The organism is Methylorubrum sp. Q1 (genome assembly GCF_004683995.1).
Taxonomy (GTDB): domain Bacteria; phylum Pseudomonadota; class Alphaproteobacteria; order Rhizobiales; family Beijerinckiaceae; genus Methylobacterium.
Map to the genome: position 1 here is coordinate 151,055 of NZ_SRHQ01000010.1, position 12,703 is coordinate 163,757.

Consider the following 12,703-nt stretch of genomic DNA (forward strand, 5'->3'; position numbering starts at 1 on the left):
GCTCCGGCCATGCGCGCGCAGTCCCGCGAGGCAACCTGAGCGAGTGTTGGCCGATCCAGAACAGGGCGTCAACGGGATGGCGCGGGGTAACATGGGCCCTCGAAACGCGTCAACGAGCTTGACCATGCAGGCAGCTCTGATCTGACCGTATCAAGGTTAACCGAGCGTCAATGATCGGGATGTTTTCTTGACGTTTACCAAGCGGCGCCATGGCAACTCACGCCCCCGGCGGTGGATGCGCTGCGGCGGAATTCCCGAAACTCGGGAAGCACTTGCGCCAACGGGCGCGGGAGCGCGCGCGTCGGTTGGATCGGGTGGATCAGCCGGCCTGTAAGCCGGGTTCTGTAGGGCCCGTGAGACGAACTCACGGACGTGGCAGCCATTCCTCTGGGACGTCCGTTACCGGCCGCCTCGAGCAACCAACCCGGGCGACGAGCCTGGAGAGAGGGCCTGCCCTCCCCTCGCGGGGAGCGGCGTGTCGCCCCTATTCGGTTTTGCTCCCGGTGGGGTTTGCCGTGCCGTCCGCGTTGCCGCGTCCGCGGTGCGCTCTTACCGCACCCTTTCACCCTGACCTTGCGAAGGACGAGCCTTCAGCAAGGCGGTCTGCTCTCTGTGGCACTGTCCCTGGGGTCGCCCCCGCCGGAGGTTATCCGGCACCGCCTCTCCATGGAGCCCGGACTTTCCTCCCCGTCTGACGACGGAGCGGCTGCCCGGCCGGCTGATCCGGGGCACGGATTGCGCCGCGGGGGGCGCGGGGTCAAGGCATGGCAGCGTTTATTCACGCCTCCGCCAACATCGCCAGCCAATCGTCCTCCGAGACCACTTTCACCCCGTGACGCTCGGCGTCCTTGAGCTTCGAGCCGGCGCCGGGGCCGGCGACCACGAGGTCGGTCTTGGCCGAGACCGAGCCGGAGACCTTGGCGCCCAGGCGCTCGGCGGTGGCCTTGGCCTCGCTGCGGGTCATCTTTTCGAGGGTGCCGGTGAACACCACCGTCTTGCCGGCGAACGCCGCCGCCGAGGTCGTGGCCGCAAGCGGCTCGGTTCCCACCTCTTCGAGCAGCGCCCGCACCGCCGCATCGTTATGCGGCTCGGAGAAGAACTGGATCAGCGAATCCGTGGCGACGGGGCCGATCTCGCCGTCGTCTGCGAATAGCCGGTAGGCGTCGCCGGGCCGCTGGGAGGCCGCCCGCTCCAGCGCCGCGTCGGCCCTGTCCTCGCTGCCGTAATGGGCAAGCACCGCCTCGCGCTGGGATGGCGTGAGCCGCCCCCGCAGGCGGGCGCCGAGGCTGAGGTCCTGCATCGCCTCGCCGGGCAGTGGATCGAGGGTCTCGAACAGCCGGTCGCGGGTGCCGGGTCCGATCCGCGGGAGCGCCGAGAGCTCGAGCCAGTCCTGGCCCGCCTGCTCCCGCGTCGCCGCCGCGAGGGCCGCCCTCAGAGCGGGCATGTCGGGAAAGCGCTTGGCCAGCGCCTTGGCCGTCGATTCGCCGATCTGCGGGATGCCGAGGGCGAACAGGAAGCGGTTGAGCGGGATTTTTCGGCGGGCGTCGAGCGAGGCAAGCAGGTTCTTGATCGCCTTGTCCTCCTCCTCACCCTTCTTCTTGGTCGGTTTCTTCGGCGCCGGCTCGCCCTCGGTGCGGCGCTGCGCGGACAGCGCTTCGCGCCGGGCGACGATCGCCGCCTTCAGGGGCTCGAACTCCAGCCGGAACAGGTCGGCGGGCTGCTTCACGAGACCGGCCTCGAACAGCACCTCGATATAGGTCTGGCCGAACCCTTCGAGGTCGAAGCCGTTGCGCGAGACGAAGTGCTTCAGCCGCTCGACCCCCTGCGCCGGGCAGATCAGCCCGCCGGTGCAACGGCGGATCGCGTCGAGCTTTTTCGTACGCGGGTTGAGTTCACGCACGGCCCGGCTGCCGCAGGCCGGGCAGGTGTCCGGGAAGACGTAGGGCACCGCATCGGCCGGGCGCTTGTCGAGCACCACGTCCCGCACCTTCGGGATGACGTCGCCCGCGCGCACCACGATCACGGTGTCGCCGACGCGGATGTCGCGACCCGCGCGGATCGGCTCGCCGTCGGCGCCCACGCCCTGCACGTAGCCCTCGTTGTGCAGCGTCGCATTCGAGACCACCACGCCGCCGACGGTGACGGGCTTGAGCCGCGCCAGCGGGTTGAGCGAGCCGGTTCGGCCGACATTGATGTCGATGGCGAGGAGTTCGGTGATCGCCTCCTGCGCCGCGAATTTGTGTGCCAACGCCCAGCGCGGCGCGCGGCTGACGAAGCCGAGTCGGCGCTGGAAGCCGAGGTCGTCCACTTTGTAGACGACGCCGTCGATGTCGTAGCCGAGACCCGCCCGCTCCGCCTCGATGGCGCGGTAATGCGCGATCATCTCTTCGGCCGAGCGGCACAGCTTGGTCCGCGGGTTCACCGGCAAGCCCCAGCCTTGGAACCGCTCCAACACCGCCGATTGCGTGTCGGCGAAGGGCTCGGAGACCTCGCCCCAGGCATAGGCGAAGAAGCGCAAGGGGCGCGAGGCGGTGATCGCCGGATCGAGCTGGCGCAGCGACCCGGCCGCAGCGTTGCGCGGATTGGCGAAGAGCGGCTTGCCCGCTGCCTCCTGGCGCGCGTTGATGGCCGCGAAATCGGCGTGCGACAGGTAGACCTCGCCGCGCACCTCCAGGACGTCGGGAATGCCCTCGCCGGAGAGCGTTTCCGGGATGTCGTCCACCGTCAGCGCGTTGGCGGTGACGTTCTCGCCGACCTCGCCGTCGCCCCGCGTCGCCGCGGTGACGAGCCGGCCCGCCTCGTAACGCAGCGACAGCGACAGCCCGTCGATCTTCGGCTCCGCGGTGAAGGCGACCGCCGCCTCGGCCGGGAGGTTCAGGAAGCGGCGCACGCGGGCGACGAACTCCTCGACGTCCTCGTCGGCGAAGGCGTTGCCGAGCGACAGCATCGGCACCGCGTGGCGGACCTTGGCGAATTTCTCCGAAGGCTTGGCGCCGACGCCCGCGCTCGCCTCGGTGGTGCCGGTCAGCGCGGGGAAATGCGCCTCGATCGCCTCCAGCTCCTGGCGCAGGGCATCGTAATCCGCGTCCGTGAGTTCGGGCGCGTCCTCGTTGTAGTAGAGATCGTTTGCCCGCTCGATCGCCCGCGACAGCTCGGCATGGCGCGCCTGGGCGGCTTCCTCGCTGAGGGCTTCGACGGCGGCGGAAAGGGGCGTGCGCGGCATGAGCCGCGTTTACCGCATCTCGCACGACGGTGCGTTAACGCTCGCGGTTTCACGACCCCATTCCCGCCACAACTCGACCGTCACAACCCTCGGACAGGCGGCGCGGGGACGGATCATGGCAGGACGCATCATCACGGCATTGGCGCTGGCCGGTCTCGCGGCCCCGGCGCTGGCCGCCCCGTGCACGCCGCCGACGCCCCCGCCGGCGGAGGCGCGGCCGGAAAAGCCGAAGCTTCCCGAAAAGCCCGCCTGCCTCGACAAGAAGGACGGCTGCCCCGGCTGGGAGGCCTACAGCTACAACGACGCGATCAAGGCTTACAACGCCCAGGCGCAGGCTTTCCAAGGGATCGCAGGCGCTTACGTCCAGAAGCTCAACGCCTACGTCAAGGCGAGTTCGGACTATGCGCAATGCGAGGTGAAGGCGTTGCAGCAGTAGACGCGCCTTCGCGGGCTCGGACAATGGTGATAGGCTCAGTCCTATGAGCGTGCAGCCCAAGACCGGGCCGACAGCCCGCATGAATGTCGATGAGTTCCTGGCCTGGGCCGAGGGCCAGCCGGGACGGTACGAACTCGTCGTTGGCGAGGTGTTTGCCATGTCGCCTCAGCGGGCGGTCCATGCCCGCGTGAAGTATCGAGTGCATCGTGCGCTCGACCGGGCGATCGAGACCGCCGGTCTGCCCTGCGAGATGTTTCCTGATGGAATGACCGTTCGCGTCGATGCCGACACATCCTTCGAGCCGGACGCCCTCGTGCATTGCGGTGACCGCCTGGCAGACAACGCCGTAGAAACCAGCGATCCGCTGATCATCGTCGAAGTCCTCTCACCGAGCACGCGGCACGTTGACACCGGCACAAAGCTCATGGGCTACTTCCGCCTGCCGAGCCTGTGCCACTACCTCATCCTCGACACCGAGCGGCGCACGGTGATCCACCACCGCCGCAGCACCGGCGACCTGATCGAGACGCGCATCGCCGCTTCGGGCGATCTCGTGCTCGATCCGCCCGGCCTCAGGCTCGCCGTGGCGAGCCTGTTCGCGGAGCCTTGAGACGGCCTTTGCTTGACGCTTGCCGAGCGGGGTGCGACAGGCCCGGCCCATCTGTCACGCGAGACCGGACGGCCCGATGTCCCAATCCCTCGACCTCCTCGTCCTCGGCAACGCCATCGTCGATCTCATCGCCCATGCCGAGGAGGATTTCCTCGTCAAGCAGGGCGTCACGAAGGGCGCGATGCAGCTCGTCGACGAGCCGCGGGCCGAGAGCCTCTTCGAGGTGATGGGTCCGGCGACCGTCGTCTCCGGCGGCTCGGGCGCCAACACCGCCGTCGGCGCGGCCTTGCTCGGGACCAAGGCCGGCTTCGTCGGAAAGGTGCACGAGGACGAACTCGGCCGGCTGTTCAGCCACGATCTGAAGGCGACGGGCGTGCGCTTCGACGTGCCGCCGGCGACGGAAGGGCCGACCACCGCCCGCTGCTTCATCCTGGTGACGCCCGACGGCGAGCGCACCATGAATACCTATCTCGGCGCCTGCCAGGGCCTCTCCCCCGACGACGTGGACGAGGCGATCGTGCGCTCGGCCCGCGTCACCTATCTCGAAGGCTATCTGTGGGATCCGCCGGCCGCCAAGGACGCGTTCCGCAAGGCGGTGAAGGTCGCCCATTCGGCCGGTAACGCCGTGGCGCTGACCCTGTCGGATGCGTTCTGCGTCGGCCGCTACCGCGAGGAATTCCTCGATCTGATCCGCAACGGCAGCATCGACATCCTGTTCGCCAATATCGGCGAGCTGCAGAGCCTCTACCAGACCGACGATCCGGACGCCGCCGTCGCGGCCCTGCGCGAGGAGCGCGGCGGGCAGGGCACGCACCTGCTCGGCCTCGTCACCCGCTCGGCCAAGGGCGCGCTGGTGGTGCGCGGCGGCGAGGTGCGGGCGGTGGATGCCTTCCCGGTGCGCGAGGTGATCGACACCACCGGGGCCGGTGACCTGTTCGCGGCGGGCTTCCTGGCCGGCTACACCCGCGGCATCGACTACGTGTCGTCGGCCCGTCTCGGTGCGCTCGCGGCGGCCGAGGTCATCGAGCATATCGGCGCCCGGCCGCAGCGCGATCTGCTGGCGCTGGCGCGGGAGCACAAGCTCATCTGAGGCTGTTGCCTGCGGGATCCGGCGCCCTCGGGGGCGCCGGACGCGTTTCGCGATCAGCGCGAGCCGATCAACTCGACGTCGAAGATGAGCGTGGCGTTCGGCGGGATCACGCCGCCGGCGCCGCGGGCGCCGTAGCCGAGATCCGGCGGGATCGTCAGGATGCGGCGGCCGCCGGCCTTCATCGTGGCGACGCCCTCGTCCCAGCCGCGGATCACCTGGCCTGCGCCGATGGTGAACGAGAAGGGCTGGCCGCGATCACGCGACGAATCGAACTTCTTGCCCCGCTTGCCGCCGCCCTCGTCGAGCCAGCCGGTATAGTGGACGGTGACCTGCTGGCCGGTCTTCGGCTCGGGGCCGGTGCCGACCACTTCGTCGGTGTAGCTGAGGCCCGAGGGCAGCGTGACGGGCTGGGCGGAAGCGGCACTGGTCATGGCGAGGGCGATGGCTCCGGCTATGGGAAAGATCGAGCGCATGAATCTCGTCTCGGCGCGTCGTCGCTGACGACGGGGCGCGCGGGTTAACACGCGCCCGGCCGCAAGGCTAATAGCGGGAAGGCTAATAGCGGGCCCGGATGGCCTCGCGCTCCGTCGCTGGGCAGGCGCCGGCCTGCGGACCGACCACCAGATCCCCCTGGCGCGGATTGTTGAGGGCGAGCGGCCCCGTATCCTTCCGGCCGATGAAGCCGCCGCCGAGCTGCTCCTCGAAGAAGCCGTCGCCGAAGCGGATATAGCAGCGGTCGATGATCGCCACCGTGTCGTAGCTCGCCCGGTAGGCGGCCTGCTCCGGCAGGGCGCCCGGGCCACAGGTCAACGCCACGTCGATGCGGCCGGAGTGATAATACTGGATCGTCTGCGAGCGGTTCGGCCGCACCGCGACCCAGGGGCCGCCGTCGCGGCTGACGAGGGCGATGTAGCCGGATTTGTTGATGATGCGGCGGGCGCAGGACGCCTCCGCCGGAGCGATGCTCGCTGCCGTCACGGCGAGGGCCGCCGCAAGTCCCAGTGCCGTGCTCAACCCGCGCATCGATCCCTCCGCTCCACAAGGCCGGCCAGGGAGACGCTCCGACGGCCACGCTTTCGCCGACAACCGAGAGCCGGCCCGCGCGTTCCATCGCGGGCGTCGAACGCGCTCACCGTCTTGCTTGCATCCTGCCGATCGCATTCAAAACTGATTGCGTCTGCGGTGATCGAGTCCGTAAAATCGATACAAAATACGGATGATCGCCGGCCCCTCGCACGGTTCCATCGCCGCAAGAGAGGGGCCGCTGGCATTCCAAGGGAGGATTGATGTGATGGGCTGTCGGCAAGCGTTCGATTCACCTTTTGCGTGTGGCCCGACCGGGCGGCGGCACGACTGAGGCGGGGCCGATGATGGACGCCGCGAAGTCCGGTCCTCTGGCCGGCGTGAAGGTCATCGAACTCGCCCACATCATGGCCGGACCGGTCTGCGGGCTGATGCTCGGCGACATGGGCGCCGAGGTCATCAAGGTCGAGAAGATCGAGGGTGGCGACGACACCCGCCGCTCGGTGCCGCCCGCGATCGAGGGTGAGAGCGCCGCCTACATGATGATGAACCGCGGCAAGCGCGGGATCGCCCTCGACCTCAAGAGCGCGGACGGCAAGGCGGTGTTGCGGCGTCTGCTCGAAGATGCGGATGTGCTGATCGAGAATTACCGCGCCGGCACGATGGAGCGCCTCGGCCTCGGCTACGACGTTCTCGCCCAAGAGTTTCCGGGCCTGGTCTACTGCTCGCTCTCGGGCTTCGGCCGTTCCGGGCCCTATGCCGAGCGCGCGGGCTTCGATCTCGTGGCACAGGGCATGAGCGGCCTGATGAGCATCACCGGCGAGGGGCCGGGCCGGCCGCCGATGAAGTGCGGCCCGCCGGTGACCGATATCACCGCCGGCATCCTGGCGGCGATGGGTGTGCTGGCCGCCCATGTCCACAAGCTGAAGACCGGCCAGGGTCAGGTCGTCGATACCTCGCTGTTCGAGGCCGGCATCACCCTGACCTACTGGCAATCGGCCATCGCCATGGCGACCGGCGTCGCACCGGGGCCGATGGGTTCGGCCCATCCGCTGAACGCGCCCTACGAGGCGTTCGAGACGGCAGATGGCTGGATCACCATCGGCGCGGCCAACCAGACCAACTGGCTGCGCCTGCTCGCGGTGCTCGGGGCCGAAGATCTCGCCGCCGATTCGCGCTTCTCGGCCAACCGCGACCGCATGGCGAACCGTGCGGCGCTGGCCCAGATGCTGGCCCCGCATTTCCGCACCGCGCCCTCCGCCGATTGGCTCGCGCGTCTGGAGGCCGGTGGCGTGCCGGCCGGACCCGTGCTCGACGTACTCGCGATGCAGGCCGACCCGCAGGCCCGCGCCCGCGAGATGGTGGTCGAGGTCGAGCACGCCCGCGCCGGGCGGATGAGCACGCTCGGCCTGCCGGTCAAATTCTCGGCGACGCCGGGGCGGGTGCACGGCCCCGCGCCGCTGCTGGGCGAACACAGCCGCGCCATCCTCGCCCAAGCCGGCTATGACGGGGCGGCGATCGACGATCTGATCGCCCGGGGCATCGTGCGCGAGACGACGGCCTGAGATGCTTGACGAGGAGCCGCTCCATGAACGCTGACGCCGAGACCGCTTCGACCGACGAACTGCTCTTCGCGGTGGATGCGGCGGGCATCGCCCGCATCACCCTCAACCGGCCGAAGGCGCGCAACGCGCTGACCTTCGCGATGTATCGCGGGCTGGTGGAGCTGTGCGAGCGGATCGAGGCGGACCACGCGACCAAGGCGGTGATCATCACCGGCGCCGGGGACAAGGCGTTCGCGGCGGGCACCGACATCGCCCAGTTCCGCAGCTTCAGCAAACCGGAAGACGCCCTCGGCTACGAGCGCTTCATGGATCGGGTGCTCGGCGGCCTGGAACGCCTGCGGGTGCCGACCATCGCGGCGATCGCGGGAGCCTGCACCGGCGGCGGCGCGGCCATCGCTGCGGCCTGCGACATGCGCATCGCCAGTCGCGACGCCCGCTTCGGCATCCCCATCGCCCGCACGCTCGGCAATTGCCTCTCGCAGAACACCCTGAGACGGCTGGCGAATCTCATCGGCGCGCCGCGCGTGAAGGACATCCTGTTCACCGCCCGGCTCGTCGAGGCGCAGGAGGCGCTGGCGATCGGCCTCGTCAACGAGGTGGTCGAGGATGCCGCGGCCGTCGCGGCCCGAGCGGATGCGCTGGCCACCCTGCTCGCGAGCCACGCGCCACTCACTCTCCAGGCCACCAAGGAAGGCCTGCGCCGCATCGGCGAGGAGGGCGCGGCGGAGGCTGCCGAGGGCGAGCGGCCCGGCGACGACCTGATCGTGATGACCTATATGAGCGAGGACTTCCGAGAGGGCATGGAAGCCTTTCTGGGCAAGCGCCCGCCGAACTTCAAAGGGCGTTGAGCCTGCGGCGTCCGCTTCAGCGGGGCGGCGCCTCCGTCCCTTCTTCGCCGTAGATCGCCGCAATCACCGGCTTCTTGGAGCGGATATGCCGACGCATCAGCCCGGCAAGTTCCTCGCCCTGACGGGCGCGGAGCAGCGGGATCATGCGCTCGTGCTCCTCGACCGCCTGGGCCCACTGCGCCTCGGTCTGGTGGGCACTGTAGCGGGAGCGTTGAATCCGGCCGGTGAGACCCAGATACAGGCTGCGCAACTTGGTGTTGCGGCTCGCGAGCATGATCGCTTCGTGGATCTCACGATTCAGACGGAAGTAGCTCGCCTCGTCGCGCGCCTGCCACGCCGCCATCATCGCCTGATGCTTCGCCTCGATCTCCGCCAGTTCCGCGTCGGTGATCGTCCGGCAGGCGAGGTCGCAGGCGGTCGCTTCGAGCCCGGCAATGACCTCGATCATCTCTTCCAACTCGTCGGGTGAAATGCTGGCGACCCGGGCGCCGCGATTAGGCAGCAGCTCCAGAAGTCCTTCGGTCGCCAGAATCTTGATCGCCTCGCGCAACGGCGTGCGCGAAATTCCGAACCGTTCGGTCAACTCGCTCTCGTTGACGCGCGCACGCGGCTCGAGTTCGCCTTCGTTGATCAATTCACGCATCCGGTCCGCCACCTCGTCGTGAAGGTAGCGACGGCTGATCCCGATACTGGGCTCAATTCTATTCATCGAGCTCTCAAAGAATTTTAAATGCGAAACTACGCGTCGCAATTTCTAGACTTGCGGCTACCGCCTGTCGAGATACGTGGCCGTTCCCAGCTTCGTGAGCCACACCGAAAGTTCCGGACGGAGAGTTCCGAGTTTGCGAAAGGCGACCATCGCGACGTCACGCGGGACGGCTTGCGGGAAATTGAATTTTTCATGCATTCAGGGGCGCCGCGGGAGCCCCTTGCAACAGAGCGTGGCGGCGAGACCGAGCGGACGGGGCTCGCAAGGAAGGGATGCGCCATGATCGATCTGTTCAGCGACACCCAGACGCGCCCGACGCCGGGCATGCGCGACGCGATGGCACGGGCCGAGGTCGGCGACGAGCAGTCGAACTCCGATCCGACCACCAATGCGCTGTGCGAACGTGTGGCGGAGATGCTCGGTCAGGACGCGGCCGTGTTCATGCCGTCGGGCACGATGTGCAACCTCGCCTCGATCCTGGTGCATTGCCGACCAGGCGACGAGATCATCGTCGACGACCAGTCCCACATCTACAACACCGAGGCCGCCGGCTCCGCCGCGATCGGCGGCGTCTCGGTGAAGGCGCTGCCGACGCGGGTCGGGCTGTTCACCCTGGCCCAGGTCGAGGCGGCGATCCGGGTTCCGCAGCGCACGGCGCCGCGCTCACGGCTGGTCTCGATCGAGCAGACCACGAGCTTTTCCGGCGGGACGGTCTGGGATATCGCCGCGATGCGCCTGATCCGCGACTACGCCCAGGCGCGCGGCCTCAAGGCGCATATCGACGGGGCGCGCCTGCTCAACGCGGTGGTCGCCAGCGGCCTCTCGGCGGCGGAGTATGCGGCCGGCTTCGACAGTGTCTGGATCGATCTCAGCAAGGGTCTCGGTTGCCCGGTCGGGGCGGTCCTGTCCGGCACGCGGGATTTCATCGACCAAGCGTGGCAGTGGAAGTACCGGCTCGGCGGCGCGATGCGCCAGTCGGGCGTGCTGGCGGCGGCGGGGCTCTACGCCCTCGACCACCACATGACCCAGCTTGCCGAGGACAACGCCAATGCCGGCCGGCTGCACCGGGCGATCGCCGACGTGCCGGGTCTCGCCTTCGACCCGACGGCGGGGCAGTCGAACATCCTGTGCTTCACGGTGGAGGCCCTGGGCATCACCGCCTCGACCTTCGCGAGCGCCTGTCTGGAGGACGGGGTGCGGGTGCGGGCGATCGGAGCCCATCAGATTCGTGCAACCGCCAATCTCGACGTGGATCGCGCGGGCATCGACCGGGCGGCCGACGTGATCCGCGCGAAGGCCGCGGCGTTCATGCAAAGGGTTTGATGGTCGGCGGCCGAGTGCCTGTTGTCATCCCGACCCCTCACCCTGAAGTGCCGCCGGCCGGGCGGCGCTCACCGAAGAGCACCGCCCGAAAGCGCAAAAAACTACTTCTTGTTGTCGAGGTCCTGAGCCATCTTCAGGTGCTCGTCGAGATGCGGCTTCGTCTTGATGGCGAAGGCCTTGAGGGCCGCGTTGTCGCCGCCCTCGGCGTAGCGCTTGTAGAGGTCGGTGGCGTTCTTGTGCGCCGTCACCTGATCGTCGTGATACTGCTTCGTGAAGTCGCCGCCGCTCAGGCTCTTGAGCTTGTCGAGCTTGCTCTGGTGGCTCGAATCCAGGGCGGTCGGAAGGTTGAGCTTCATGTCGCCGGTCTGGACGACGGATTTCAGCTCGTCCGAGGTCTTCTTATGGTCCTCGATCATTTTCTTGGCGAAGGATTTGGTCTTCTCATCGGCCTTCTCCAAAGCGAGCTTGCTCGACTGATCCTCGAACATGTCGCTGATGACGGCTTGGGTGACGAAGTCCTGAGCCGTGGGGGCGACGCCGATCAGCGAGTTCACGCCGGTCTTCTCGCCGACCGATTGCGCATGGGCCGGCATCCCCGCCGCGCCCAGCAGGAGTAGGCAGGCGGCGGCGGTGAGTGTCGTTCTCATGGAGATACTCCTCGGACAAAATCGGACCTGTCGGAGCAACCGGAGCGGGCGTTCGATGTTCCTGGCGGAGCCGGAGGGGCGCCGTCACGCCTCGCAGTTGGCGGTCTCGCGGGCGAGCCAGTCGATGACAGCGGACAGCGCCTTGCGCTCGCTGCCGCCCGCGGCGAGCGATGCCTCGTAGGCCCGGATCTGCCCGTCCGCGCTGGAGCCGCATTCGGTGATGGTGAGGGCGTGCGCGACCTGGGCGTTGCAGCCCAAGGCCGCGGCATCCTCCGCCACGAGGTCGAGCAGGCGCTCGACGAGGCGGCCCACCGGCACCGCCTCCTCCGCCGCCTCATCGATCAGGGCGGCGTGAACGCCGTCGCGCTGCGCCCGCCACAGGTTCTCCATGACGAAGCCGCGCGAGGCGCCCGTCGGCCGGGCGTTCAGTTCCGGCCGGCGCACGCAGAGCCGCACGAGGCATCGGTAGAGCGCGGCGATGGCCAGCGTGTCCTTGAGCCGGGTGCAACTGTCGGCGACCCGCAATTCGAGCGTCGGGTAGCGGATCGACGGGCGGATGTGCCACCAGAAATAGGTCGCGTCCTCCACCGCGCCCGCCCGCGTCATCACCCGCACGTAGCGCTCGAAATCGTCGGCCCCGTCGAACAGTTCCGGCAGGCCGGTGCGCGGCAGTTCGGCATAGGCCCGCAGGCGATAGCCGGCGAGCCCGGTGCGGTGGCGCTCGTAGAAGGGCGAGGAGGTGGAGAGCGCGAGCAGCACCGGCAGGAACGGCATCAGCCGGTTGATCAAGTCGATGCGCCGGTCGGGCTCGGGCACCTCGACATGGACGTGCAGGCCGCTGACGATGGAGCGCCGGCCCACCATCTGCAGCGTCTCGATCATCTTGCGGTAGCGGACCTTGGCGGTCTCGCGCTGGTCGGTCCAGATCGCCGTCGGGTGGGTGCCGGCGGCGAAGACCTTCAGGCCGTGCTCGCGGCCGATGCCGCACAGGCCGGTGCGGAGCTTGGCCAGGGCCTCGTGGGTCTCGGCAAAGCTCGCCGAGGGTTTGGAGCAGATTTCGGCCTGGCTCTCCAGCATCTCGCGCTCGACGCCCTCCAGCCGGCTCCGCGCCGCCTTGTGGAAGGCCGAGACCGACTCGCTGGGCGCCGCCCGGGTCCGGCTGCTGGCCAGGAACAGCTCTTCCTCGATCCCGAACCGGTACGCGTGTGCCATCGCTCGTCCCACCTTCC

General features: G+C 68.6%; 12 protein-coding genes and 1 other RNA gene. 6 read left to right on the top strand and 7 right to left on the bottom strand.

The features are described 5' to 3' along the window. Nucleotides 1-315: 315 nt before the first annotated feature. Nucleotides 316-722: RNase P RNA component class A (gene rnpB / locus E4V01_RS11880), an RNA gene on the bottom strand. A 56-nt stretch (nucleotides 723-778) separates the two neighbouring features. Beyond that, on the bottom strand, nucleotides 779-3,223 hold the full coding sequence (gene ligA, locus E4V01_RS11885; RefSeq protein ID WP_135298468.1) for an NAD-dependent DNA ligase LigA: 2,445 nt from the start codon (nucleotides 3,221-3,223) through the stop codon (nucleotides 779-781). A gap of 115 nt (nucleotides 3,224-3,338) precedes the next feature. Between ligA and E4V01_RS11890 the strand changes: the two genes are divergently transcribed. From E4V01_RS11890 to E4V01_RS11900, 3 genes are all read left to right on the top strand, one after another. Further along, nucleotides 3,339-3,659 carry a hypothetical protein gene (locus E4V01_RS11890; protein ID WP_135298469.1) on the top strand — a complete coding sequence of 107 codons (321 nt, stop codon included), beginning with the start codon at nucleotides 3,339-3,341 and terminating at the stop codon, nucleotides 3,657-3,659. A gap of 43 nt (nucleotides 3,660-3,702) precedes the next feature. Further along, entirely contained in the window at nucleotides 3,703-4,269 is a 567-nt protein-coding gene (locus E4V01_RS11895; protein WP_135298470.1) for a Uma2 family endonuclease, read from the top strand. Nucleotides 4,270-4,345: 76 nt separating this feature from the next. Then, entirely contained in the window at nucleotides 4,346-5,359 is a 1,014-nt protein-coding gene (locus E4V01_RS11900; RefSeq protein WP_135298471.1) for an adenosine kinase, read from the top strand. A gap of 53 nt (nucleotides 5,360-5,412) precedes the next feature. On the opposite strand, the gene E4V01_RS11905 is transcribed toward E4V01_RS11900, so the two are convergent. Further along, nucleotides 5,413-5,832, bottom strand: a complete 420-nt coding sequence (locus tag E4V01_RS11905) for an FKBP-type peptidyl-prolyl cis-trans isomerase (protein ID WP_135298472.1) — start codon at nucleotides 5,830-5,832, stop codon at nucleotides 5,413-5,415. Between the two features lie 82 nt (nucleotides 5,833-5,914). Beyond that, the gene (locus E4V01_RS11910) at nucleotides 5,915-6,382 is read right to left on the bottom strand and encodes a hypothetical protein (protein ID WP_135298473.1); all 468 of its coding nucleotides are present in this window, start codon (nucleotides 6,380-6,382) and stop codon (nucleotides 5,915-5,917) included. Between the two features lie 344 nt (nucleotides 6,383-6,726). On the opposite strand from E4V01_RS11910, the gene E4V01_RS11915 reads away from it, so the two are divergent. Together E4V01_RS11915 and E4V01_RS11920 are read left to right on the top strand one after the other, a co-directional pair. Continuing rightward, nucleotides 6,727-7,947, top strand: coding sequence for a CaiB/BaiF CoA-transferase family protein (locus E4V01_RS11915; protein WP_135298474.1), 1,221 nt, complete (start codon nucleotides 6,727-6,729; stop codon nucleotides 7,945-7,947). Nucleotides 7,948-7,970: 23 nt separating this feature from the next. Beyond that, nucleotides 7,971-8,795: an enoyl-CoA hydratase gene (locus E4V01_RS11920; RefSeq protein ID WP_135298475.1), complete on the top strand. Its 825-nt coding sequence runs from the start codon at nucleotides 7,971-7,973 to the stop codon at nucleotides 8,793-8,795. Between the two features lie 16 nt (nucleotides 8,796-8,811). Here E4V01_RS11920 and E4V01_RS11925 read toward each other — a convergent pair whose 3' ends face one another. Beyond that, a complete protein-coding gene (locus E4V01_RS11925) occupies nucleotides 8,812-9,504 on the bottom strand; it encodes a GntR family transcriptional regulator (RefSeq protein WP_060771899.1) in 693 nt (230 codons plus the stop codon). A gap of 279 nt (nucleotides 9,505-9,783) precedes the next feature. On the opposite strand from E4V01_RS11925, the gene E4V01_RS11930 reads away from it, so the two are divergent. Then, complete coding sequence (locus E4V01_RS11930; protein ID WP_135298476.1) at nucleotides 9,784-10,827, top strand: low specificity L-threonine aldolase; 1,044 nt, start codon at nucleotides 9,784-9,786, stop codon at nucleotides 10,825-10,827. A gap of 101 nt (nucleotides 10,828-10,928) precedes the next feature. On the opposite strand, the gene E4V01_RS11935 is transcribed toward E4V01_RS11930, so the two are convergent. Next, entirely contained in the window at nucleotides 10,929-11,474 is a 546-nt protein-coding gene (locus E4V01_RS11935) for a DUF4142 domain-containing protein (protein WP_135298477.1), read from the bottom strand. A gap of 84 nt (nucleotides 11,475-11,558) precedes the next feature. Beyond that, the gene (locus E4V01_RS11940) at nucleotides 11,559-12,686 is read right to left on the bottom strand and encodes a carboxylate-amine ligase (protein WP_135298478.1); all 1,128 of its coding nucleotides are present in this window, start codon (nucleotides 12,684-12,686) and stop codon (nucleotides 11,559-11,561) included. Between the last annotated feature and the right edge of the window lie 17 nt (nucleotides 12,687-12,703).

Excerpts from the sequence above, each read along its gene's own strand:
- E4V01_RS11890 (WP_135298469.1), top strand. The coding sequence starts at position 3,339 with ATGGCAGGACGCATCATCACGGCATTGGCGCTGGCCGGTCTCGCGGCC.
- E4V01_RS11940 (WP_135298478.1), bottom strand. The coding sequence starts at position 12,686 with ATGGCACACGCGTACCGGTTCGGGATCGAGGAAGAGCTGTTCCTGGCC.
- E4V01_RS11920 (WP_135298475.1), top strand. The coding sequence starts at position 7,971 with ATGAACGCTGACGCCGAGACCGCTTCGACCGACGAACTGCTCTTCGCG.
- E4V01_RS11930 (WP_135298476.1), top strand. The coding sequence starts at position 9,784 with ATGATCGATCTGTTCAGCGACACCCAGACGCGCCCGACGCCGGGCATG.
- ligA (WP_135298468.1), bottom strand. The coding sequence starts at position 3,223 with ATGCCGCGCACGCCCCTTTCCGCCGCCGTCGAAGCCCTCAGCGAGGAA.
- E4V01_RS11905 (WP_135298472.1), bottom strand. The coding sequence starts at position 5,832 with ATGCGCTCGATCTTTCCCATAGCCGGAGCCATCGCCCTCGCCATGACC.
- E4V01_RS11925 (WP_060771899.1), bottom strand. The coding sequence starts at position 9,504 with ATGAATAGAATTGAGCCCAGTATCGGGATCAGCCGTCGCTACCTTCAC.
- E4V01_RS11900 (WP_135298471.1), top strand. The coding sequence starts at position 4,346 with ATGTCCCAATCCCTCGACCTCCTCGTCCTCGGCAACGCCATCGTCGAT.
- E4V01_RS11895 (WP_135298470.1), top strand. The coding sequence starts at position 3,703 with ATGAGCGTGCAGCCCAAGACCGGGCCGACAGCCCGCATGAATGTCGAT.
- E4V01_RS11915 (WP_135298474.1), top strand. The coding sequence starts at position 6,727 with ATGATGGACGCCGCGAAGTCCGGTCCTCTGGCCGGCGTGAAGGTCATC.
- E4V01_RS11935 (WP_135298477.1), bottom strand. The coding sequence starts at position 11,474 with ATGAGAACGACACTCACCGCCGCCGCCTGCCTACTCCTGCTGGGCGCG.
- E4V01_RS11910 (WP_135298473.1), bottom strand. The coding sequence starts at position 6,382 with ATGCGCGGGTTGAGCACGGCACTGGGACTTGCGGCGGCCCTCGCCGTG.